Source organism: Hyphomicrobiales bacterium, from assembly GCA_016710435.1.
Taxonomy (GTDB): domain Bacteria; phylum Pseudomonadota; class Alphaproteobacteria; order Rhizobiales; family Aestuariivirgaceae; genus Aestuariivirga.
On sequence record JADJVV010000001.1, the window covers coordinates 359,817 to 381,544 of the forward strand.

19 protein-coding genes and 2 tRNA genes are annotated in these 21,728 nt (G+C 63.3%); 15 read left to right on the forward strand and 6 right to left on the reverse strand.

Annotated elements, in window-relative coordinates:
• The first annotated feature begins 90 nt into the window (after positions 1-90).
• The 12 genes from IPM06_01765 to IPM06_01820 are packed head-to-tail and all read left to right on the forward strand — an operon-like array spanning position 91 to position 15,261.
• Positions 91-1,437, forward strand: coding sequence for an aspartate aminotransferase family protein (locus IPM06_01765; GenBank protein MBK8769138.1), 1,347 nt, complete (start codon positions 91-93; stop codon positions 1,435-1,437).
• Positions 1,434-3,050: an NAD(P)/FAD-dependent oxidoreductase gene (locus tag IPM06_01770; GenBank protein ID MBK8769139.1), complete on the forward strand. Its 1,617-nt coding sequence runs from the start codon at positions 1,434-1,436 to the stop codon at positions 3,048-3,050. The genes IPM06_01765 and IPM06_01770 overlap by 4 nt, the downstream gene beginning before the upstream one ends.
• Positions 3,037-4,560 carry an NAD(P)/FAD-dependent oxidoreductase gene (locus tag IPM06_01775; protein MBK8769140.1) on the forward strand — a complete coding sequence of 508 codons (1,524 nt, stop codon included), beginning with the start codon at positions 3,037-3,039 and terminating at the stop codon, positions 4,558-4,560. The genes IPM06_01770 and IPM06_01775 overlap by 14 nt, the downstream gene beginning before the upstream one ends.
• Positions 4,557-5,759 (forward strand): aminomethyl transferase family protein, encoded by a 1,203-nt coding sequence (locus IPM06_01780; GenBank protein MBK8769141.1) that lies wholly within the window; start codon positions 4,557-4,559, stop codon positions 5,757-5,759. The genes IPM06_01775 and IPM06_01780 overlap by 4 nt, the downstream gene beginning before the upstream one ends.
• A gap of 13 nt (positions 5,760-5,772) precedes the next feature.
• Positions 5,773-6,942 carry an aromatic ring-hydroxylating dioxygenase subunit alpha gene (locus tag IPM06_01785; protein MBK8769142.1) on the forward strand — a complete coding sequence of 390 codons (1,170 nt, stop codon included), beginning with the start codon at positions 5,773-5,775 and terminating at the stop codon, positions 6,940-6,942.
• 48 nt (positions 6,943-6,990) lie between these two features.
• A complete protein-coding gene (locus tag IPM06_01790) occupies positions 6,991-8,097 on the forward strand; it encodes a polyamine ABC transporter substrate-binding protein (GenBank protein MBK8769143.1) in 1,107 nt (368 codons plus the stop codon).
• A 25-nt stretch (positions 8,098-8,122) separates the two neighbouring features.
• Positions 8,123-9,247, forward strand: coding sequence for an ABC transporter ATP-binding protein (locus tag IPM06_01795; GenBank protein MBK8769144.1), 1,125 nt, complete (start codon positions 8,123-8,125; stop codon positions 9,245-9,247).
• Positions 9,244-10,158: an ABC transporter permease gene (locus tag IPM06_01800; protein MBK8769145.1), complete on the forward strand. Its 915-nt coding sequence runs from the start codon at positions 9,244-9,246 to the stop codon at positions 10,156-10,158. The genes IPM06_01795 and IPM06_01800 overlap by 4 nt, the downstream gene beginning before the upstream one ends.
• Entirely contained in the window at positions 10,159-10,998 is an 840-nt protein-coding gene (locus IPM06_01805; protein MBK8769146.1) for an ABC transporter permease subunit, read from the forward strand. It abuts the gene before it with no gap.
• 5 nt (positions 10,999-11,003) lie between these two features.
• Complete coding sequence (locus tag IPM06_01810) at positions 11,004-13,019, forward strand: FAD-dependent oxidoreductase (GenBank protein ID MBK8769147.1); 2,016 nt, start codon at positions 11,004-11,006, stop codon at positions 13,017-13,019.
• On the forward strand, positions 13,016-13,639 hold the full coding sequence (locus IPM06_01815) for a hypothetical protein (protein MBK8769148.1): 624 nt from the start codon (positions 13,016-13,018) through the stop codon (positions 13,637-13,639). Before IPM06_01810 ends, IPM06_01815 begins: the two co-directional genes overlap by 4 nt.
• Positions 13,636-15,261: an amidohydrolase gene (locus tag IPM06_01820; GenBank protein MBK8769149.1), complete on the forward strand. Its 1,626-nt coding sequence runs from the start codon at positions 13,636-13,638 to the stop codon at positions 15,259-15,261. The genes IPM06_01815 and IPM06_01820 overlap by 4 nt, the downstream gene beginning before the upstream one ends.
• Here the strand turns inward: IPM06_01820 and IPM06_01825 are convergent.
• Together IPM06_01825 and IPM06_01830 are read right to left on the reverse strand one after the other, a co-directional pair.
• Positions 15,244-16,092, reverse strand: a complete 849-nt coding sequence (locus tag IPM06_01825; protein ID MBK8769150.1) for a 3-keto-5-aminohexanoate cleavage protein — start codon at positions 16,090-16,092, stop codon at positions 15,244-15,246. The two genes, IPM06_01820 and IPM06_01825, sit on opposite strands and share 18 nt — an antisense overlap.
• A gap of 131 nt (positions 16,093-16,223) precedes the next feature.
• Positions 16,224-16,298 (reverse strand) — tRNA-Gln (locus IPM06_01830).
• Between the two features lie 111 nt (positions 16,299-16,409).
• On the opposite strand from IPM06_01830, the gene IPM06_01835 reads away from it, so the two are divergent.
• Together IPM06_01835 and IPM06_01840 are read left to right on the forward strand one after the other, a co-directional pair.
• A tRNA-Pro gene (locus tag IPM06_01835) sits at positions 16,410-16,486 on the forward strand.
• A 68-nt stretch (positions 16,487-16,554) separates the two neighbouring features.
• Positions 16,555-17,268: a hypothetical protein gene (locus tag IPM06_01840; GenBank protein ID MBK8769151.1), complete on the forward strand. Its 714-nt coding sequence runs from the start codon at positions 16,555-16,557 to the stop codon at positions 17,266-17,268.
• 52 nt (positions 17,269-17,320) lie between these two features.
• Here the strand turns inward: IPM06_01840 and IPM06_01845 are convergent, their stop codons facing one another.
• The 3 genes from IPM06_01845 to IPM06_01855 form a co-directional block, all read right to left on the reverse strand.
• The gene (locus IPM06_01845; protein MBK8769152.1) at positions 17,321-17,896 is read right to left on the reverse strand and encodes a biotin transporter BioY; all 576 of its coding nucleotides are present in this window, start codon (positions 17,894-17,896) and stop codon (positions 17,321-17,323) included.
• A gap of 78 nt (positions 17,897-17,974) precedes the next feature.
• Positions 17,975-18,556 (reverse strand): uracil-DNA glycosylase family protein, encoded by a 582-nt coding sequence (locus IPM06_01850; protein MBK8769153.1) that lies wholly within the window; start codon positions 18,554-18,556, stop codon positions 17,975-17,977.
• The gene (locus IPM06_01855) at positions 18,546-19,967 is read right to left on the reverse strand and encodes an amidase (GenBank protein ID MBK8769154.1); all 1,422 of its coding nucleotides are present in this window, start codon (positions 19,965-19,967) and stop codon (positions 18,546-18,548) included. The genes IPM06_01850 and IPM06_01855 overlap by 11 nt, the downstream gene beginning before the upstream one ends.
• Before the next feature lie 132 nt (positions 19,968-20,099).
• Here IPM06_01855 and gabT point away from each other — a divergent pair, with 132 nt between their 5' ends.
• The gene (gene gabT / locus IPM06_01860) at positions 20,100-21,404 is read left to right on the forward strand and encodes a 4-aminobutyrate--2-oxoglutarate transaminase (GenBank protein ID MBK8769155.1); all 1,305 of its coding nucleotides are present in this window, start codon (positions 20,100-20,102) and stop codon (positions 21,402-21,404) included.
• A 34-nt stretch (positions 21,405-21,438) separates the two neighbouring features.
• On the opposite strand, the gene IPM06_01865 is transcribed toward gabT, so the two are convergent.
• The gene (locus IPM06_01865; protein ID MBK8769156.1) at positions 21,439-21,642 is read right to left on the reverse strand and encodes a SlyX family protein; all 204 of its coding nucleotides are present in this window, start codon (positions 21,640-21,642) and stop codon (positions 21,439-21,441) included.
• Positions 21,643-21,728 lie beyond the last annotated feature (86 nt).

Sequence of the window (21,728 nt, forward strand, 5' to 3'; positions counted from 1 at the left end):
CAAAATCATGGCAGCCTTCTGTCAAGCGATCTACCGGTCTGTGTCCGTGGCCTGCCGGGCGGTTGCCAAACCAGGAAAGCGTTTCAAATCATGACCCTGCGCAACACCCGCGATCTCTCCAAGTCGAACGCCCATTTCAAGAAGGCGATCACGCGCCTGCCGCTCGGCGTGGCGTCAACCTTCCGCTACTGGGGCGAGGACCGCACGATCTACGTGAAGCACGGCAAGGGTGGCCGCACCTGGGACATGGATGACAATTGCTACGTCGACTACCGCCTGGGCTACGGCCCGGCGATTCTCGGCTACGCCGATGAGCGCGTCGATGAAGCCGCCCGCAAGGGCATGGAGGTGGGTGGGGTCTTCGCGCTCTCCACAGAACGGGAGTTCATCGTCGCCGAACGCATGGCCAAGATGGTGCCGTCGGTGGAACTGGTGCGCTACTCCAACAGCGGCACCGAAGCAGTGATGGCCGCACTCCGCCTCGCCCGCGCCTACACCGGCCGCGACAGCTACATCCTCATCGAAGGCGCCTATCACGGCCTCTTCGATGCCGCCATGTGGATGGCCAACATGGATGCCTGGGACCCCAACAGCGGTGTTGAGCCGGTGAAGGTGCCCTACTCCCGCGGCATCCCGCAGGCGACCCGCGAACTCGTTCACCTCACGCCCATGAACAATGCCCAGCGACTTGAAGACGTCTTCAAGAGGCACGGAGACGGCATCGCTGCCATGCTGATCGAACCGATGATGGGCAACTGCTGCGCCATTTCGGCCACGACGGAATTCGTGCAACTCGCCCGTCGCCTCTGCGATCAATACGGCGTGCTCCTCATCATCGACGAGGTGAAGACGGGTTTCCGCGTTGCCAAGGGCGGTATCCAGTCCCTGCACAACGTGAAGCCGGACATCTGCACCTTCGCCAAGGCCATGGCCAACGGCTATCCCATCGCCGCCATCGGCGGGCGCGAAGAGGTGATGCGCACCTTCCGGCCGGGCGGCGCAGCCCATGGCGGAACCTACACGGCGCACTCCGTTTCCATGGCCGCCGCGGAACGCTGCCTGCAGATCTTGGACGAAACACCGGCCCTCGCCACACTCGCCGCCTATGGCGAGAGCCTGAAGTCCGGCATGAAGCAGATCCTCGACCGGCGTGGCATCGTGCACTCCTTCTCCGGCCACCCCTCCATGTTCGGGTTGTTCTTCGCGCCACAGCCGCCCAACGACTACCGTGCCTGGAAGAAGTCCGATTACAGTTTCTACGACAAGCTCGCCCGTCACATGCAGGACAACAACATCATCGTGGAACCGGACTCCCGCGAACCGCTGTTCATGTGCGAGGCCCACGATCAATCCTGCCTCGCCGACACGCTGCGCGCCTTCGAAACATCCGTCGATCTGACGCTGGAGCAGGTGGAAGAGGAGCGCCGCGCCTCGTGAGCCGCCACGACGCCATCATCGTTGGGGGAGGCCACAACGGCCTCGTCACGGCCTGCTATCTCGCAAAGGCGGGCGTGAAGACGCTGGTGGTGGAGAAGAACGACTGGGTGGGCGGTGCTGCCGTTTCCCGCTCGCTCTATCCCGCCTTCACCTATTCCAACTGCTCCTACGTCTCCTCTCTGCTCCGGCCGGAGATCATGCGCGAACTGGAGCTGCCGAAGCACGGGCTGCAAATCCTTCCCTATGAAGGCGGCGCGGTCTTCACCCAGGATGGCGGTTATCTCGCCATGTACCGCGATCACGACGCAAACCGCCGCGAGTTCGCGCGCTTTTCTGCCCACGACGCGGAGAGCTACGACCGCTATGCCCGCGACGTGCTGCGTCACTGCCGCTTCATCCGGCCCCTCCTGCTCCGCACGCCCCCCGATCCCACCTCGCTGAAACCGCGCGACCTCTCCGAGATGGCTTACATCGGCCGCAAGATCTTCGACATGCCGGAAGAAGACATCTCCGCCATGATCCGTTTCTGGACCATGAGCATCTCGGATTTCCTGGACGAGTATTTTGAAAGCCCGGTGATCAAGGCCTACCTCGCGGTGTCCTCCATCATCGGAACGGCCCTTGGCCCCATGTCACCCGGCTCCGCCTACGTGTTGCTGCATCACTACATGGGCGATGTGGACGGCAACATTGGCGCATGGGGCTTTGCGCGGGGCGGCATGGGCGCCATCACCCAGGCCTTGATGGCCTCGTTCAAGGCGGCAGGCGGCGAAGTCCGAACCGGTTCCGGCGTGGAGAAGATCCTTGTGAGCAATGGCCGCGCGACCGGTGTTGCACTCGCCAATGGCGACACGTTCACCGCGCCCCTCGTCATCTCCAACATGGATGTGAAGCGCACCTTCCTGAAGCACGTGGATGAACGCGACCTGCCTTCCGCATTCGTGAAGAGCGTGAAGCGCTTCAAGATAAGGGGCTCATCCGGCAAGGTGAACATCGCCCTTGATGCGCTGCCGCGCTTTCCTGCGCTGCCGGAGGATTCGCCCTGCATCAGGGGCGACATGCATTTCACCGACTCGATCGAACGTCTCGAACTGGCCTACGACGACTGGAAGGAGGGCCGCTTCTCGCGCGATCCCTTCCTCGACATGATGATCCCGACGACGACCGATCCCACCATGACCCCGCCGGGCAAGCACTTCATGAGCTGCTTCGTGCAATATGCGCCACCCAAAATCGAAGGCCGCGACTGGTCAGACGCCGACCGCGACGCATTCGGCCAAACGGTGCTGAACCAGATCGAAGCATATTCACCGGGCTTCAAGAACCTCGTGCTCCACGCCGAAGTGCGCACGCCCCGCGAACTCGAAGCGGAAGTGGGTCTCACCGAGGGCAACATTTTTCAGGGCGAACTCACCTTCGACCAATTGCTCTTTAACCGTCCCGTGCCCGGCTACGCACAATACCGCTCCCCCATCGACGGGCTGTGGATGTGTGGCTCTTCCACACATCCGGGGGGAGGCGTGATGGGGGCACCCGGCCGCAACGCCGCCGCGGAAATCCTCCGCACACTGAGGAAATCATCCGGCATGGGAGATGCTTATGCCGTCCTCTGATGCCATCGTCATCGGAGGCGGCATCAACGGTCTCGCCGCAGCGGGCCGCCTTGCGCAGGCGGGCGCGAACGTAACCCTGCTGGAATCCGCCCCCGCGACGGGCGGCATGGCAGCGCTCGCCCATCTCTGCACGGGAATCGATGCGCGGATCGAGAAGGCCTTCGCACTTTCCGCGCATGGCCTGGACTGGGTGGAACAGAATGTCTCCACCACAGCCTTATCGGCCTCCGGCGATCATCTCGTCCTCAAGGGACCCTTTGCCGAAACGGTGGATGGTTCGCTGTCTGTGGAGGATCATGCGGCATGGAAGGCACTCCGCACCACCCTGCTCCGCAATGCCGCCCTTCTCGTGCCCTTCAAGCAGATGCCTCCGCCACGCCTCGCTCGCGATCACGGGCTGCCGCTGTGGGAGGCACTGAGGCATGGCCTCGCGATCCGCCGCATGGGCCGCGACAACCTGCGCGAATTCATGCGCCTGATGCTCATCAACGTTGCCGATGTTCTCGACGATGAACTCACCGATGACCGGCTGAAGGGCGTGCTCGCCTTCGATACGGTGCTCGGACATCACGCCGGCCCGCGTTCTCCCAATTCCCTGCTCGGTCTCTACCATCGCATCTCTGGGCAGGTGGCGGGACGCCAGGCTGCGCTCGCTCTGCCGCGCGGTGGCATGGCGGCGATCACCACTGCGCTTCATAAAGCCGTGGCTGCGGCAGGCGTCACCATCCGGTGCAACAGTGCCGTGACGCGCATATCCGCCGACGCCGAGCGGGTGCAGTCCGTCACGCTGGCATCGGGAGAGGTGCTCACTTCCGGATTGGTGGTCTCAGCACTGCATCCCGCCAGCACACTGCTTTCGCTGGCGGGAGCGCCGCAATTCGATACCGGCGTGGTGCGCCGCGTGCGGAACATCCGCAGCCGCGGCACCACGGCACGGCTGAACCTCACTCTCTCCGAGGTGCCTGATTTCCGTGGAGCGGGCCATCGCAGCCGCCTCGTCATCGCGCCCTCGGTCAGCGCCGTGGAGCGCGCTTTCAACGCCGTCAAATACGGCGCATTCTCCCCCGAGCCCGTGATGGAGATAGTGCTTCCCCACGCCTTCGCCCCCGATCCGGAGAGCGGCGCACCCACACTGTCGGCACTCGTTCAATTTGCGCCCCATGATTTGCGCATGGGCTGGGCAAAAGGGAAACCCGCCTTCCTCAAGGCCATCATGGACCAGTTGGAACGATATGCCCCCGGCATCGGAAAGCAGGTGACGGCAGCAGAGGTGATGACGCCGCACGACATCGCGGAACGCCACGGCGCACCCGGAGGCCAGTGGCACCACGCGGAGCTGTCGGTCGAACAGATGCTGTTTCTCCGGCCGGCCATCGGCCTGGCACAATATGCAACGCCCCTGCGCGGTCTCTACCTCGCCAGCGCCGCCATGCATCCGGGCGGAGGCGTGAATGGCAGTGCAGGCTGGAATGCCGCCGGAGCAGCGCTCGCCAAGGCAGGTGCGCCATGAAGAACGCCCACCTCCATTTCCGCCGGCCGCTGCAGACCACGCCCTTCCATGCCCGCACGGCGGCCGCCAATCGCCTGAATGCCTGGGCGCCTTGGGCGGGCTACACCACGTCGCTGAACTTCGGCGATGACTCCATGGAGTACACCGCCATCCGCAACCAGGCTGGCCTCTACGACCTCAGTCCGATGGTGAAGTACGACATCACCGGCCCCGATGCCGTGCGCTTCCTCAACCGCCTCACGCTGCGCAACGTGGAGAAGCTGCAGCCAGGTCACGTCCACTACACGGCATGGTGCGACGATGCCGGCAAACTCATCGACGACGGCACCCTCTTCCACCTCATGTCCGGCCGCTATCGCCTGTGCTGCCAGGAGCGTCATCTGCCCTGGCTCCGCGACAGCGCCATCGGCTTCAACGTGAACGTGAGCGACGTCAGCGAGGACATTGCCGCGCTCTCCCTGCAAGGGCCTTGCGCCTATGCCATCCTGGCCGGCGCGGGCTTCGACGGCGCCAAGATGCTGAAGCCGTTCCAGTTGGCGGACTACCGCTTCGGCACATCCGGCAAGGTGATGATCTCCCGCACCGGCTTCACGGCCGATCTGGGCTACGAACTCTGGACATCACCGGCCAACGCCCTCGATCTCTGGGACCACCTGATGACGGCCGGCGCGCTGCACGGCCTCCGTCCCATCGGCACGACGGCGCTCAACATGGCCCGCATCGAGGCGGGCTTCATGATCGCCAACATGGATTTCATCAGCGCCACCACGGCACTCCGCCCGGACCGCACCCGTTCGCCCTTCGACATGGGCCTCGACTGGATGATCGATTTCGACAAGGGCCCTTTCAACGGACGCGCCGCGCTGAAGCGGGAACGCGACGCGGGACGCACGCCATGGGCATTCGTGGGGCTGGACATCGACGGCAATGTGGAGGCCGAACACGCCCTGGTCTACTATAACCGGAAACATGAGGTGGGCCACATCACCGCGGCCTTGTGGTCTCCGACGACAAAGCGCAACATCGCCCTCGCCATGCTGCGACGTCCATACCACGCGGAGAAATCCAACAACCTCTGGGTGGAAATCTACGCGCCGCGCGAGTTGGAGTATCACAAGCTGATGGTGAGAGCGTCGGTCGTTCCCCGGCAATTCTTCAATCCTCCGCGCCGGCGCGCCACACCGCCAGGGCTGTTTTGATGGAGGCATGACCATGGATCACCCTCGCACCTATCATCCCGCGTCCCCGATCCTTGGCTTCTGCCCGCCTGCCCTTCCCGCCCGCTGGTACACCGATGCCGCGCATTTCACCCGCGAACGCGCGGCCATCCAGGCCACAAGCTGGACCTATGTTGGCCGCGTCAACGACCTGCCCAAACTCACGCTGCGCCGCGTCGAGGTGGCGGGTCAGAACCTGATGCTGGTGAAGGACGAGGCGGGAACAGTGCGCTGCTTCCACAACACCTGCCGTCATCGCGGCTCGGAAATCTGCCTGCAGCCCGAACAGCGCCTGAAGGCGAAGCTGATCTCCTGCCCCTATCACGAGTGGGGCTACGACCTCACGGGCCGCCTCGCCCGCATTCCCCATGTTCCGGAAACACCGGGCTTCGACAAGTCAGCACACAATCTGCTCTCCGCCCATGTGAAACTGTGGAACGGTTTCATCTTCGTCTGCCTCGCACAGGATCCCCCGGATTTCGCCGCGGCCCCCGACATGGGAGCGACCGCCCTCGCCAACTGGCCGATGGAAACGCTTCTCACCGGCCACCGCGAAACGACCGTGCTGAACTGCAACTGGAAGGTCTTCTGGGAGAATTACAACGAATGCCTGCACTGCCCGGGCATTCATCCGAGCCTGTGCGACATGGTCCCCGTCTACGGCAAGGGCGTGATGAGCAATGCCGAGACGCCAGGCTGGACTCCGGGCGATGCACCCGCCTCGCCATTGAAGGAAGGTGCCCGCACGTGGACGCGCAATGGCCTGCCCTGTGGTCCGGAATTTGCCGACCTCAGCGAGGCGCAGCGCACCGCAGCCTTTACCTTCGTCACCCTGCTGCCCACCATGTATGTCGTCGCCCATGTGGACTACGTCCGCGCAGTCACCGTGCGAGCCCTCTCGCCGGAGGAAACCGAACTCACCGCCGAATGGCTCTTTCCGGCGGAGACTCTCGCCGCACCTGGCTTCGATCTCTCCAATGTCGTCGATTTCGCCATGACCGTGATCCGCGAGGATGGCGCGGCCAGCGAGATGAACCAGCGCGGCTTGCGCAACGCGCACTTCGAACACGGCACGCTGATGCCGCAGGAATTCGACGTTTTCAACTTCCAGCAGTGGGTGCGCCGCAAGCTCGGCGAACCGCTGGTGCAACAGCAAGTGACGTGACTAGAATGAGAAAACACCAATGAGAAACGACAGGGAAAGGAAACACCCATGACTCTCAATCGCCGCAAGGCTCTTCAACTGGCGGGCAGCAGCACGCTTCTCGCCATGCCCTTCGTCCAGCGTGCCCGGGCCGAAGACAAGATCCTCAACGTCTACAACTGGGCCGACTACATCGGCGAAACGACCATTGAGGATTTCCAGAAGGCCACAGGCATCGCCGTGACCTACGACACCTACAGCTCGACCGACGAGATGCAGGCCAAGATGCTGGCCGGAAGCACGGGCTATGACGTGGTCGACATGGCGGGTATCAGCCTGTCGCGTTTCGTGGCCGCCAAGATTTACCAGAAGATCGACAGGTCCAAGCTGCCCAACTGGAAGAACCTCGATCCGGTCATCCTCAACATCCTCGAAGGCTTCGATCCCGGCATCCAGTATTCCATGCCCTACATGTGGGGCTCCGTCGGCTTCACCTACAATGTGGACATGGTGAAGGAACGCATCCCCGATGCCGACCTTGACTCGATGGACCTCGTGATGAAGCCGGAACTCGCCCAAAAGCTCTCCGACTGCGGCATCTCATGGCTTGATGAACCGACGGACACCATCATGCTGCTGCTCGATTATCTCGGCAAGCCGCGCAACGTCTATGCGCCCGCGGACATGGATGCCGTCGTCGAGGCCTTCAAGAAAATCCGCTCCACCGTGCGCACTTTCGACAGCACGAACTATCTCAACGCACTGCCCAACTCCGAACTCTGCGTCGCCAACAACTGGTCCGGCGATTATTCCACGGCCAAGGCGCGCGCCGCCGAGGCGGGCGTCAAGATCAATCTCGCGTATTCCGTGCCGAAGACCGGCGCGCCCGCCTGGTTCGACGTGTTCTGTATCCCGGCGGATGCCAAGAACGTGGAAAATGCCCACACCTTCCTCAACTACATGATGGAGCCCGAGGTCATCGCCAAGTGCACCAACTTCACCAACTATGCCAACGCGAACCTTGCCTCCAAGGCCTTCCTCAATCCGGACGTTCTGGCCAACTCGGCAGTCTATCCCACCGATGACCAGATGAAACGCCTGTGGACTCCGAAGCCGCTGACAGAAGAACAGGACCGCGCCCTCACTGAAACCTTCAACAGGATGAAGGCCGGTTGAGCCATCAGCGGCACGGGGGCACATCATGACGGCAGGCGAGTCCGCACCTCAGCAACCGGACTTCATCCACATCGAGGGTGTCACCAAGTCTTTCGGCAGCTTCAAGGCCGTGGACAACGTGACACTCTCCATCAGCAAGGGCGAACTCTTCGCCCTGCTGGGTGGCTCCGGTTGCGGCAAGACCACGTTGCTTCGCATGCTGGCGGGGTTTGAAACGCCGACTGCGGGCCGCATCTTCATCGACGGGCAGGACATGGCGGGCGTGCCCGCATATGAGCGGCCCGTCAACATGATGTTCCAGTCCTACGCCCTCTTCCCCCACATGACCGTGGCGAAGAACGTGGGTTATGGCCTGAAGCATGAAGACATGACGCAGACGCAGCGCGAGGACCGCGTGCGCGAAATGCTCAACCTGGTGCAGATGTCCCACCTCGCCGACCGCAAGCCGCACCAGCTCTCCGGCGGCCAGCGTCAGCGCGTGGCGCTGGCCCGCTCGCTTGCAAAATTGCCCAAGCTCCCGCTGCTCGATGAACCGCTCGGTGCTCTCGACAAGAAGCTGCGTGAGCACACCCAGTTCGAGATCGCCAACATCCAATACAAGCTGGGCATCACTTTCGTGGTCGTCACCCACGACCAGGAGGAGGCGATGACACTGGCCTCGCGCATTGCCGTCATGGACAAGGGTCTGATCCGCCAGATCGGTTCGCCGTCGGATATCTACGAACATCCCAACAGCCGCTTCGTGGCCGATTTCATCGGTTCCGCAAACATGGTGGAGGCGGAAGTGACGAAAGCTGATGGCGCGGAAACCGAGGTGTTGTCGCCGTCGCTGGGCCATCCCATCCTCGTTGCATCCAACGGCTACAGGAAGGGCGACAAGGTGACACTCGCCTTCCGCCCGGAGAAAGTGACGATCTCCCGCAAGAAGCCCGCAGCGGCAAAAAATGTGCTGAAGGGCACGGTGCAGGATTTCGGATACTTTGGAAAGGATTCGCTCTACCGCATCAAGCTGCCAACGGGCCACGTTCTCTCCGTCAACGCCGTGAACGCCGAGCGGGCCGCCGCCGAACAGGCCGTCGCCACCTGGGAAGACGAAGTCTACCTCACCATCGCCCCTGCTGCGGCCATGCTCTTTGGAGCGGAAACATGAGCGGCAGCGCGGCAGGCTGGTTCAACCGCAGGGGCTGGCGCGACGTCATCATCGGCTCGCCCTATCTCTGGCTCGTGCTGTTCTTTCTGCTGCCCTTCGTCATCGTCATCGTGATGAGCTTTGCCAAGACGGCAACGCAATCCCCGCCCTTCGCATTCCTTCCGGATTGGCCCTTCATCCGCTTCGATACCTACCACCGCCTGTTCACCAACAGCCTGTATGTCCGTGCTGGCGTCATTTCGGTCTACAATGCCGCCGTGGCGACGCTGCTCTGCCTGCTGCTCGGCTATCCCATGGCACTCGCCATCACACGGGCAGGCAAATCGCTGCAGCGCTTGCTCATCATGCTGGTGGTGCTGCCTTTCTGGACCTCCTTTCTCCTGCGCGTCTATGCCTGGATTGGTCTCATGGGAAAGAACAGCTGGTTCAACAAGGCAATCACCGCCGCCTACAACACCTTCGTGCCCACCGCCTGGGAGCTTCCCGGCATACAGATGATGAACACCAATTTCGCCGTCGTGCTGGTGATGGTCTATTCCTATCTTCCCTTCATGGTGCTGCCGCTCTACGCAAACCTGGAGAAACTCGACGTCACGCTGAATGAAGCGGCCATGGATCTGGGCTCCCGGCGTTGGGAGGTGTTCCGCGACATCACCCTTCCCCTCTCCATTCCCGGCATCATTGCGGGGGGGCTGTTGGTCTTCATTCCGGCCATGGGCGAATTGATCATTCCGAGTCTCGTCGGCAATGCGGGCGACCCGATGATCGGGCGCGTGATCCAGCAGGAATTCGGCCAGAACCGCGATTGGCCCATGGCCTCTGCCGTTGCGGTGGCGCTGCTCTTCATGCTGGTCGTGCCGCTGATGCTCTACAACCACTTTGAAGCCAAGGCCCAGGCGGGAGCGCACTAGATGAAACAGCGCTCCACCTTCCTGTTCAGCGTCATGGCCTTCGGCATCGCCTTTCTTTACGTGCCCATCCTGTCGATGATGTTCTTCTCCTTCAACCGCTCACGCCTGGCGACCGTGTGGGGCGGATTTTCCACGCAATGGTATGGCAAGCTGTTCAGCAACAGCCAGGTGATCGACGCCGCGCTGCTCTCGCTGCGGATCGCGCTCCTCAGCGCAACGCTCGCCACCATCCTCGGCACCATGGCGGGACTCGCGCTGGCGCGCTTCCGCCGCTTCCGTGGCCGTGCGCTGCTCTCTGGACTCGTGACCGCACCCCTCATCATGCCGGAGGTCATCACCGGCATTTCCTCGCTGCTTCTTTTCATCATGATGGCGGAATGGCTGGGCTGGCCCGGCCAGCGCGGCTTCACCACGATCACGATCGCGCACATCACCTTCTCCATGACCTATGTCACCGTCATCGTGCAGTCGCGGCTCTCGGCAATGGACATGTCCATCGAGGAGGCGGCGATGGATTTGGGCTCGCGCCCCTGGCAGGTGTTGCGCGATGTGACGCTGCCCATCATCTCGCCCGCCATTCTCTCGGGATGGCTGCTGGCCTTCACGATTTCCCTCGATGACGTGGTGATCACCAGCTTCACCACCGGCCCCGGCTACACCACGCTCCCCATGCTGATCTGGAGCAAGGTGAAGCTCGGCGTGACACCGGACATCAATGCGCTTGCCACGGTGATCGTCGTGGTCGTGGCAATCGGAGTCGCGATTTCCGCGGTGATCCTGACCCGCGCCGACAAGCGCCGCGAGCGTGACATTCAAATGGCCATCGCGGCCAACAAGTGAGACCCATGACCGACTCCCGCTTCGACATTCTCTTCGAACCCGTCCGCATCGGCCCGGTCACCGCGCCGAACCGCTTCTATCAGACGCCGCATTGTACCGGCATGGGCTACACCTATCCGCAAACCCTCGCCGCCATGCGCGAGGTGAAGGCGGAGGGTGGCTGGGGTGTGGTCAACACGGAATATTGTTCGATCCACCCAACCTCCGATGCACAGCCCGCACAATCCTGTTCGCTCTGGGACGAAGGCGATGTGAAGAACATGGCGGTGATGACGGCGAAGGTGCACAAGCATGGTGCGCTCGCCGGCGTTGAGCTGTGGTACGGCGGTATGCGCGCAGCCAATCATTTCTCCCGCCTGCCGGTGCTGGCGCCCGTCTCCATGCCGGTGTCCGGCGCGCCCTGGCAGAGCCAGAAGATGGATGCAGCAGATTTTCGCGATTACCGCCGCTGGCATGCCGACGCCGTGCGCCGCGCTGTGCAGGCCGGCTTCGACATCGTCTACGTCTACGGCGCACACACCTACCTGCTTGCGCAATTTCTCGATCCGCGCGTCAACCAGCGCGACGACGAGTATGGCGGTGTGCTGGAGAACCGCTCACGGCTGTATCGCGATGTGATTGCAGACACGCGTGACATCCTGAAAGACAAGGCCGCCCTCGCCACCCGCGTGGAAGTGACCGACGAGGACGAGACAGGCAGTGAACACCGCGCGCGGATGTTGGCGGAAATCGCCCCGGAGGTGGACCTCTTCGATGTCACCGTTCCCGACTACTCCCGCGAGATGGGCGCGTCGCGCTTCATCAAGGAGGGCGCGTTGGAGTCCGACATCGCCCACGTGCGAAGGCTCACCGGTAAACCGGTCGTTTCCGTCGGACGTTTCACCAGCCCCGAGACGATGCTGTCACAGGTGAAGCGTGGTGTGCTCGACCTTGTGGGCGCCGCGCGCCCCTCCATTGCGGATCCGTTCCTGCCGACAAAAATTCGCGAAGGACGATTCGACGACATCCGCGAATGCATCGGTTGCAACATCTGCTATGCGCAGGATTCCTTCGGCATTCCCATCCGCTGCACGCAGAATCCCAGCATGGGGGAGGAGTGGCGCCGCGGCTGGCATCCCGAACGTGTCAACGTCACGACACGCAAGGAACCGGTCCTTGTCGTCGGCGCCGGTCCCGCGGGGCTCGATGCTGCACTCACACTGGGACGGCGCGGCGTTCCCGTTCTGCTCGCCGAAGCTGCCCGCGATCTCGGTGGCCGCGTCACGCGGGAGTCGCGTCTCCCCGGCCTTGCGGAATGGGCGCGCGTGCGCGACTGGCGCGTGCATCAGATCGGAAAACGGCCTGAAATCACGATCTATCGCGAGAGCCTGATGGACGAAGCTGCCATCCGCGCCACCGAAGCAACGCAGGTTGTGATCGCCACAGGCGCCAAGTGGCGGCGCAATGGGTTGGGAACGTCATCGCCGGTGCCCATCGCGAGTTATGACGATCCGCGCACACTGACGCCCGACGACATCATGGAGGGCAGACGGCCTGCAGGTCCTGTCGTCGTGTTCGATGGTGACCACTACTATCTCGCCGCAGTCATCGCACTCCTCCTCGCCAGTGAAGGCGTGCCAGTGACCTACGTCACCTCCGATGGCGTTGCGGCAGGTTTTTCAGCGCACACGGTCGAACAGGCCCGCACCCACGCGGCCCTGCTGGACCTTGGCGTGCCCATCATCGTGAACCAACGTGTATCCAACCTCCTGCCCGGGGAGGCGGAACTGTCGTGCGTCTTTACGGGCAAGGTGACACGCATTGCCTGTGGAGGTTTCGTGCCCGTGACATCACGCGCCCCCAACGATGCACTCTGGCAGGAGATCAAGGATGCACCGGGCTTCCGCGTTCACCGCATCGGTGACTGCAAGGCCCCCGGCATCATCGCCCAAGCCGTCTATGATGGTCACCGCTTCGCCCAGGAATTCGGCATGGCGGATGGCGAAGCCACAGCGAGGCGTGAACGCGTGGTCGTCGCATGACCGCGGCAGCAAGCATATCGGCACTGCTGCAGGCGATTGATGGGCGTCTCGCAACCATCGACCTCCAGGGCGTGCGTGACGTGCGCGCAGGGCTTGCGCGTTGGCGTGATGGTCCGCAGCAGGGGGTGAAAGCCCGCTCCCTGCCACCGTGCAGCCTGTTGCCGGAAGCACTGACGGCCATGCCGGACCGGACGCTTGCCTCCGCCATTGCGGCGGCACTGCCGCACTTGCGCTGGATCACCTATGACGCCTACCCCCGCGCCGATATTGGCGCCGAATTCGCGGATGGCCACGCCTTCACCTCGCTGGTGGGCGAAGAAGCGCATCGCGCCGCCGAGGACTTCGACCTTGGCCTTTTCCTGATCGCGCCGCGCACGCTCTACCGCGATCACCATCACAAGGCACCGGAACTTTATCTGCCCTTCACCGGCCCGCACGGGTGGCGCTTCCTGCCCGACGTGTCGTTTCACGAAAAGCCGGCGGGTGTGCCCGTGTGGAATGAACCGTGGGCGCCGCACGCCACGCTGACAGGCGCGGTACCGTTCCTCTGCCTGTTCGCCTGGACGCGGGATGTGAATGATCCGGCCCGCGTGATCCCCGTGGATGAGGCGCGCGCATGATGGCCGACACCATCATCATCAACGGCAACATCGTGACAATGGAACCGCTGGCCCCCCGCGCCGAAGCCTTGGCGCTGCGGAATGACCGCATCCTTGCCGTGGGCTCGACGGCGGACATCCGCGCGCTTGCAACATCGCGCACGCAGGTCATCGACGCGCGCGGCCACCTGGTCTTGCCTGGCTTCCAGGACACACACATCCATTTGCAGGATTCGGGCAACAACTATCACGCCAACGCCGTTCTCGATCAATGCGGCAGCATCGGCGAATTGCAGGAGGCCTTGCGGACCTTCGCTGCCCGCTCACAGTCTCCGTGGGTGAATGGCGTCGGCTGGTACACAGGCATCTTCACCGATGCCAACCTGACGCGGCAGGTGCTGGACGAGGCTGTGCCCGCCCGCCCCTGCTACATCCTCGCGTCCGATGGTCATAACGCCTGCCTCAACAGCAAGGGTTGCGAGGCATTGGGCCTGCGAGAAGGCATCGACGACCCACCTCTCGGGCATTTCGTCCGCGACGAACAGGGTGTGCCCACCGGTATGCTGCACGAAGACGCCATTGATTGGGCGCGTGAACGCATGCCGGCGATCACCGAGGATGACTTTGCGGCGGGCGTGCGCTTCGGTCAGGCCCTGTGCAACCGTCACGGCATCACCGGTGTGCTGGATGCGTCCATCAACGAACGCCACGCCCGCGTCTATCAGCGGCTGGCAGACAGGGGCGAACTCACCTTGCGCGTGGCCGCCACGGCGAAGGTGGAACCGCACGAAGACACAGGCCGCGCCGTTGAGCGCGTGAAGGCGATGCGCGCCGCTTGCCGCGGCAACCTGTTCAAGGTCCACTCCGCGAAATTCTTTCTCGATGGCGTGCTGGAGAACAGGACCGCCACGATGTTGCAGTCCTATTCCGATCCGCTGGGCGGCAACGCGCCGCTGATGTTCGGCCACAACCAGGTCAAAGACCTCTTTGCAGCTTTCGATGCTGAGCGCTTCCAGATTCATGTCCATGTAATCGGCGACGGAGCCCTGCGCGCCGCACTCGACGGACTGCAGGCGGCCCGCGAGGCAAACGGCAACTGGCCGAGCCTGCATCAACTCGCCCATGTGCAGTGCCTCGATCCCGCCGACGTGCCGCGCTTCCGCGATCTTGGTGCCATGGCCAATATCCAGCCCCTGTGGGCCCGCCACGAACCCTCCGTAACAGACGTGGCGCTGCCGATGGTAGGGCCCGAACGCGGCCAGTGGATGTATGCCTTCCGCAGCCTGATCGACGCAGGCGCTCCCTATTGCCTGTCAAGCGACTGGGGCGTTTCCACCCTCAATCCCTTTCCCATCATGGAGACGGCCGTGACGCGGCAACCGCCGCGCAAGAACGGCGATCATCCCGTCTTCCTCCCGGAACAGCGCATGACCATCGCCGATTGCGTGCGCGGCTATACGATCAATGCGGCGGCAGCGGCGTGGCGGAGCGAGGAGACGGGAACACTCGCACCCGGCAAGTCCGCCGATGTCATCATCCTCGACCGCGACATCTTCACCTGCGATCCCTATGATATCGGTGACACCGAGGTGTTGCTCACGATCTTCCGCGGCCAGCGCGTATATTCAGGCGGCGGCCTGTGATGCAGGGGCGCGGAGCCTGAGGATGCGCCGCGCCGTTTTCCAGTCCGCCACGGGGCGATCATATTTCTCGCACAGCGCCACGGCGCGCGTTACCAGCGCCGCGTTGGACGGCGCCAGCGTTTCGCGGTCGAGCCGCACATTGTCTTCGAGCCCGGTGCGGGTGTGACCGCCCTTCGCGATGGCCCATTCGTTGACGACAATCTGGGAGGCCCCGATTCCCGCCGCACACCACAGGGCATCCGGAGAATAGCGCTTCAGCGTCTCGATGTAGAAATCGAGTACGCGTTCATCCGCCGGCATGGCACGCTTCACGCCCATGACAAACTGCACGTAGAGCGGGCCTTTCAGCTTGCCGCCGCGCTGCATCTCCGCCGCCTGGATGACGTGCGAGAGATCGAAGGCCTCGATTTCCGGCTTCACCTCATGGGTGAGCATCTCGCCCGCGAGCCAATCCACCAGGTCGGGTGGATTTTCGTAGACGCGGGTGGGGAAATTGTTGGAACCGACCGAGAGCGAAGCCATGTCGGGACGCAGCGGCAGCATGCCGCCCCGCGCCTGTCCGGCCCCGGACCGCCCGCCGGTGGAAAGTTGCAAGATCATGCCGGGGCAGTGCTTTTCGATCCCCTCCTTCAACCGCGCGAAGCGTTGCGGATCGGATGTGGGTTTGCCGTCACCGTCGCGCACATGGCAGTGGGCGATGGCAGCTCCTGCCTCGAAGCTGGCGTGGGTGCTCTCGATCTGTTCGGAAACGGAAATGGGAACGGCGGGATTGTCGGCCTTCGTCGGAAGCGATCCGGTGATGGCGACGCAAATGATGCAGGGATTGCTCATGAATGATGTGAACCTTGATCACATCACTATAACCGCGGAAGCTGCAAGCGTGGCCCCAGACTTAAGAATGGCAGCAGCGCATCGATGGAAGGTCTAGCGTGGAACCCTGCTGCGTTTTTTCGCGCGGGAGATGGCTGGGGCGGGAGGGATCGAACCTCCGCATGGCGGAATCAAAATCCGCTGCCTTACCGCTTGGCGACGCCCCACCAGTGCAAAACCGGCGTTTGCGGGTGCGGCTATAGCCCGTGATTCCTTTTGCTGCAATCACTTGCCATCGGCGTTGGCCTATGGCTATAAGCCCGCCGAACCAGAGACGTCGGAGTGTAGCGCAGTCTGGTAGCGCACCTGCTTCGGGAGCAGGGGGTCGGAGGTTCGAATCCTCTCACTCCGACCATTCTTCCAAAAATTCCTAACATCGGTATTTTATCATATTCCCGCCATATTTCCGTGGTTGAAGGGGCTATGCGCAAACGCCTCTTCAGGATTGCCTTCACTCTTCTCCTCCTCCTTTCCGGAGGGGTGATCACCTCCCTCATCTGGCTTCAGGTGACGGGCGCCTCGGCGGAGTCGCTTCCGCCCCTCAAGACGGGCGATATCCTGTTCCAGACCTCTCGCAGCAGCCAGTCCTTCGCCATCATGCTCGCCAGCGAAAGTCCGCTCAGCCACATGGGCGTTCTCGACATGGAGGCAGCGGGCGGGGCCGTGGTGATTGAAGCCTCTGCAACGACACGCGAGACGCCGTTGCAAGATTGGATTTCCAAGGGCTTTGGCGGACGTCTCGAAGTGCGGCGTCTGATGGAGCTGACGCCTGAGGATGCGAGGCGCGTCACGGCGGCGGCGCGCACCCACCTCGGCAAGCCTTACGACCTTTTCTTCCGGAGCAGCAGTGACCAGCTTTATTGCAGCGAACTGGTGAATGACGCTTTCCAGGATGGCATCAACCGGCAACTGGGTGCGTTCCAGAAGGTCAAGTCGCTTGCCATCAACAACGCCGCCGTGCGCCGCGTGATTCAACAGCGCTGGCAGCGGCATCCCGATTGCGCCAATGGCAAGGCTGCGAATTTCGACGCCTGTTACGCCATCCTGATGGAACAAAGCCTCGTCACGCCGCAGTCCATCGCCGACGATGACGACCTCACGCTGGTCTTCAGCAACTACGGGCTGGTGCCAAAATGAAAAAGTCCGCTTCACGGCTGAAGCGGACTTTCAATTTGCAATCACCGAAGGTTCAGCGGGCGTCGCCCAGCAGCTTCCAGACGGCGGGGAAGGCGATGGCGGCGATAATGGCCTTCACGATGTCTCCCGCGATGAACGGCAGAAGGCCGACGGCGACAGCCTTGTCAAAGCCGCCGACGAAGCCGGAGAGCCAGACGAGGCCCGGCACATAGAGAACGGCAGCACCGATCAGCATGGCCGCCAGCATCTTCACCATGCTGCGGTCGAAGCCACGTTCGGCAAGGGCGCCCACGACGCCAGCCGCGATGATGAAGCCCAGCACATAGCCGCCCGTCGGTCCGAGGAGGAACGGCAGGCCGGATTTCATTTCGGCCAGAACCGGCAGGCCGGCAGCCGCTTCCAGCGCGTAAAGCACCAGCGTCGCAACACCAAGCCGCCAACCGAAGGCGGCACCGACGGCAAGCACCGCCAGCGTCTGCAAGGTCATCGGTACCGGTTGCATGGGCACATTGACCTGGGCCGCAGCGGCGACGAGCAGGCTGCCGAGGATGGCAAGCGCGCCGGAGCGCAGCAGGCCGGAAGCGGAGTCCTGCGTCCAAAGGCGGTCGGCAAGCGGAGCAAATGTCATTCTGGTGGATCCCTCATGTTTCCCTGTCTTGCGACATTCCTTAGAAAAGTTCGGGCGGCGGCGCAACCGCGCCGTCCCTCAACCATGGTCGAGGGCGCCCGCCACGCGGTTGCGCAAGGCCGGGATCACATCCCGCTCGAACCACGGGTTTGCCTTCAGCCAGATATTGTTGCGTGGACTGGGGTGCGGCAGGGCAATGACGCTGGCCGTGCTGACATCCTGCTGGCGCACCCGCTCCGTGAGCTTGAGTTTCGCCATCTGCGGATGGTGCCAGCCCTGGGCGTACTGGCCGATGACCAGCGTGAGGCGGATGTCCGGCAGCGCCCGGATGAGGCGTGTGCGCCACTGGGCCGCGCAAGCCGGGCGCGGCGGCAAGTCACCGCCCTTCCCCGTGCCGGGATAGCAAAAGCCCATGGCGAGAACGGCGCAACGGTGCGGATCATAAAATGTCTCGGCTGAAATGCCGAGCCAGTCGCGCAGGCGCCGTCCTGACGGATCGTCGAAGGGCCGGCCCTTGCCGTGAGTGATGCGCCCCGGCGCCTGGCCCGCGATGAGGATGCGCGCACCCTCGCCCGCCTGCACCAGCGGATTGGGACCGAGCGGCAAATCAGTACACAGCGTACAGGCCCGCACCTCCGCGAGGAGTGCATCAAGTTTCATGGGTGACGCGGGGATCAATGGGCGTGAGCGCTCCGAGGCCCAGGACCTTCTCGATGAACGCGGCACCTGCCAGAAGTTTTGCCTCGCCCCGGTTCGGCGCCACGATCTGCAGGCCGACGGGCATGTTGCCCTGCGTGAAGCCGCAGGGGATGGAGATCGCCGGACAGGCGCAAAGCGTGATCGCGCCGACGATCAGAAGCCAGTCAACGTAGCTTGTAAATTCCTTGTCTGCGCAATGGGTTGGATAGCGAATCTCTACCGGAAACGGAGCAACGATGGTGGTGGGGCAGAGCAACAGGTCGTAGGTGTCGAGGAAGGCGTGCATGCGCCGGAACAACGTGCCGCGCTGGGCTTCGGCGCGGGCAATATCATCTCCCGTCAGCTTCAGCCCCTTCTCGATATTCCAGATGACTTCCGGCTTCAGCTTGTCACGATGATCGAGCAGCAGCTGGCGCATGCCCGTGGCGTAACCGAGGGCGCGCAACGTCTGCACGGCATTCATGGCATCCGCGAGATCAGGATGCGCCTCTTCAACGATCACACCTTCGGCTTCCAGCTTGCGCGCGGCGGCGAGGACCAGTTCGGCGATCTCTGGCTCGACGGGCGAGATGCCGAGATCGCGCGACACCGCCACGCGCCTCGGCTTCCAGCCCGATTTCGTGGCAGCGAGATAGCTCACGTCTTTGCGCGGCAGAGACAAGGGATCGCCTGCTTCCGCTCCCACCATCGCATCGAAGAGAAAGGCGAGGTCGGCGACGTTGCGGGCCATGGGGCCCTCCACGCCGAGCGTGCTGTCGATCTTGGAATAGACGCTTGCCGCCACCCGCCCCGGTGACGGCCGCATGCCCACGACGCCACAGAAGCTGGCGGGGTTGCGGAGCGAGCCACCAAGGTCGGAGCCGTGCGCCACCCAGGCCATGCCGGTGGCCAGTGCCACTGCGGCGCCACCCGAGGAACCCGACGCCGACAACCGCGTGTCCCACGGATTACGGGTGACGCCGAAGACCTCGTTGAAGGTGTGCGCCCCTGCCCCGAACTCGGGCGTGTTGGACATGGCATAGACAACGCCGCCCTCGCGTTTGAGATGCCTGACCACGATGTCCGACTCGGCCGCGATCACATCCTTGAAGATGGGGGAGCCTTGGGTGGAGCGCACCCCTGCCACGTCGCAGAGATCCTTGATCGGCACGGGCAGGCCGGCAAGCCGGCCGCGTTCGTGCACCGGACGCTCCATCAGCCGCGCCGCATGCTTGCGGGCGCGCTCAAAGCAGAGCGTGACCAGCGCATTGACCGGCGCATTCACGGCGGCAATGCGCTTTTCCAGCGCCTCCAGGCAATCCAGCGGCGACACCGCCCCGATGCGCAGCAGGTTCGAGACTTCGACGGCAGACAGGCGGGTAAGGTCGGTCATGGGGCTGATGATATGCCGCATCATCCCCGCCGCCAACAACCCAGGCGGCAATTCGTCCGCGCTGGCTCCACGCATGAGGTTTGCCTGACCGCGTGGGCAGGCGTAAAAGACCTGCAACCGAAGGAGATCATCATGAACGCACCCATCACCGCACCCATTGGCTCAAACAAGGAATGGGTGGAGCGCCGCGCCAAGGCCGTCTCGCGCGGCATCGGCATGGGCGCGCCCGTGATGGCGGCCAAGGCCGAGAATTCCGAGATCTGGGACATTGAAGGCAACCGCTACATCGATTTCGGCGGCGGCATCGCCGTGGTCAACACCGGCCACCGCCACCCGTTGGTGATGAAGCGTGTCTATGAGCAGCTGGAGAAGGTGACGCACACCTGCGCCATGGTCATGCCCTACACGCCTTTCATCGAAGTCTGCGAAAAGCTGAACAAGGTCGCACCGATCTCCGGTGACAAGAAGGCAGCACTGGTGACGACCGGCGCGGAAGCCGTCGAGAACGCCATCAAGTTTGCTCGCGCCTATACCGGTCGCTCGGATGTCATCGCCTTCCATGGCGGCTTCCATGGCCGCACGCTGCTGGGCATGGCGCTCACGGGCAAGGTGGTGCCCTACAAGGCCAAGTTCGGCCCCATGCCGGGCGGCATCTGGCATGTGCCCTTCCCCGTCGCCCACAAGGGCATCACGGTGGAAGATGCGATCCACGCCATCGAATTGATCTTCAAGTGCGACGTGGAGCCGGAGCGCGTGGCCGCCATCATCATCGAGCCCGTGCAGGGCGAAGGTGGCTTCTATATCGCCCCCAAGGAGCTGATGGTGAAGCTGCGCGCCCTTTGCGACAAGCACGGCATCCTTCTCATCGCCGACGAAATCCAGACCGGCTTTGGCCGCACCGGCAAGTTCTTCGCCATGGAACATTATGGTGTGGAGCCGGACCTGATGACATCGGCGAAGTCACTCGCGGGCGGCTTCCCGCTCGCGGCCGTGATCGGCAAGGCCAAGATCATGGATGCGCCCGATCCGGGCGGCATCGGCGGCACCTATGCCGGCAACGCCATTGCCTGCGCCGCAGCCCTTGGCGTGTTTGACGCCTTCGAGCAGGAAGGCCTTCTGCAGAAGGCCGAGAAACAGGGCCAGCTCATCATGAAGCGCCTGCAGTCGATCAAGGCCAAGGGCAAGGGCATGCCCATGGGCGACGTGCGCGGCCTCGGCGCCATGTGCGCCTTCGAACTGGTGACCAAGCACGGCGGCAACGAACCGGACGCCGGTGGCGCCAAGGCGCTGGCCGCCAAGTGCCTGGAACGCGGCCTCCTCATCCTCACCTGCGGCGTCTATGCCGACACGGTGCGCATGCTGACGCCCCTCACCGCCAGCGAAGCAATCCTGACGGAAGGCCTGGATATTCTCGAGAGCGCGATCCTTGGGAATTGAGCCCCTGCGCTCCCCACACATCAGGCCGCCGCGCTCAATAGTGCGGCGGTCTTGTTACGGGCGGAGCGTCACGTGAATCAAGGGATTGCACTTCTTCATCAAGGCGCTGCAGCTGCCGCTCCAGCTTTTCAATTTTCTTCCATTGCGCCGTGATGACGTCGTTCAGATCAGCGATTGTCTTGTCCTGGTAGGCAATGCGCATCTCAAGGTCTTCGATGCGCTGTTCGACGGATGTCATGCCTTGTGCCTTTCCGGGTGAGGGGCGAATGGAAGTTGCCTTACACAAGTGCGGCGATTGCCGCCACATCCCGCCCGCGGCATAAC

What these genes read in the sequence shown, in the direction of transcription:
- IPM06_01840 (MBK8769151.1), top strand. Translation starts at nt 16,555, where the DNA reads ATGCGCAAACGCCTCTTCAGGATTGCCTTCACTCTTCTCCTCCTCCTT.
- IPM06_01795 (MBK8769144.1), top strand. Translation starts at nt 8,123, where the DNA reads ATGACGGCAGGCGAGTCCGCACCTCAGCAACCGGACTTCATCCACATC.
- IPM06_01765 (MBK8769138.1), top strand. Translation starts at nt 91, where the DNA reads ATGACCCTGCGCAACACCCGCGATCTCTCCAAGTCGAACGCCCATTTC.
- IPM06_01855 (MBK8769154.1), bottom strand. Translation starts at nt 19,967, where the DNA reads ATGACCGACCTTACCCGCCTGTCTGCCGTCGAAGTCTCGAACCTGCTG.
- IPM06_01865 (MBK8769156.1), bottom strand. Translation starts at nt 21,642, where the DNA reads ATGACATCCGTCGAACAGCGCATCGAAGACCTTGAGATGCGCATTGCC.
- IPM06_01825 (MBK8769150.1), bottom strand. Translation starts at nt 16,092, where the DNA reads ATGAGCAATCCCTGCATCATTTGCGTCGCCATCACCGGATCGCTTCCG.
- IPM06_01845 (MBK8769152.1), bottom strand. Translation starts at nt 17,896, where the DNA reads ATGACATTTGCTCCGCTTGCCGACCGCCTTTGGACGCAGGACTCCGCT.
- IPM06_01820 (MBK8769149.1), top strand. Translation starts at nt 13,636, where the DNA reads ATGATGGCCGACACCATCATCATCAACGGCAACATCGTGACAATGGAA.
- IPM06_01775 (MBK8769140.1), top strand. Translation starts at nt 3,037, where the DNA reads ATGCCGTCCTCTGATGCCATCGTCATCGGAGGCGGCATCAACGGTCTC.
- IPM06_01850 (MBK8769153.1), bottom strand. Translation starts at nt 18,556, where the DNA reads ATGAAACTTGATGCACTCCTCGCGGAGGTGCGGGCCTGTACGCTGTGT.
- IPM06_01815 (MBK8769148.1), top strand. Translation starts at nt 13,016, where the DNA reads ATGACCGCGGCAGCAAGCATATCGGCACTGCTGCAGGCGATTGATGGG.
- IPM06_01810 (MBK8769147.1), top strand. Translation starts at nt 11,004, where the DNA reads ATGACCGACTCCCGCTTCGACATTCTCTTCGAACCCGTCCGCATCGGC.
- IPM06_01785 (MBK8769142.1), top strand. Translation starts at nt 5,773, where the DNA reads ATGGATCACCCTCGCACCTATCATCCCGCGTCCCCGATCCTTGGCTTC.
- IPM06_01780 (MBK8769141.1), top strand. Translation starts at nt 4,557, where the DNA reads ATGAAGAACGCCCACCTCCATTTCCGCCGGCCGCTGCAGACCACGCCC.
- IPM06_01800 (MBK8769145.1), top strand. Translation starts at nt 9,244, where the DNA reads ATGAGCGGCAGCGCGGCAGGCTGGTTCAACCGCAGGGGCTGGCGCGAC.
- IPM06_01805 (MBK8769146.1), top strand. Translation starts at nt 10,159, where the DNA reads ATGAAACAGCGCTCCACCTTCCTGTTCAGCGTCATGGCCTTCGGCATC.
- IPM06_01790 (MBK8769143.1), top strand. Translation starts at nt 6,991, where the DNA reads ATGACTCTCAATCGCCGCAAGGCTCTTCAACTGGCGGGCAGCAGCACG.
- gabT (MBK8769155.1), top strand. Translation starts at nt 20,100, where the DNA reads ATGAACGCACCCATCACCGCACCCATTGGCTCAAACAAGGAATGGGTG.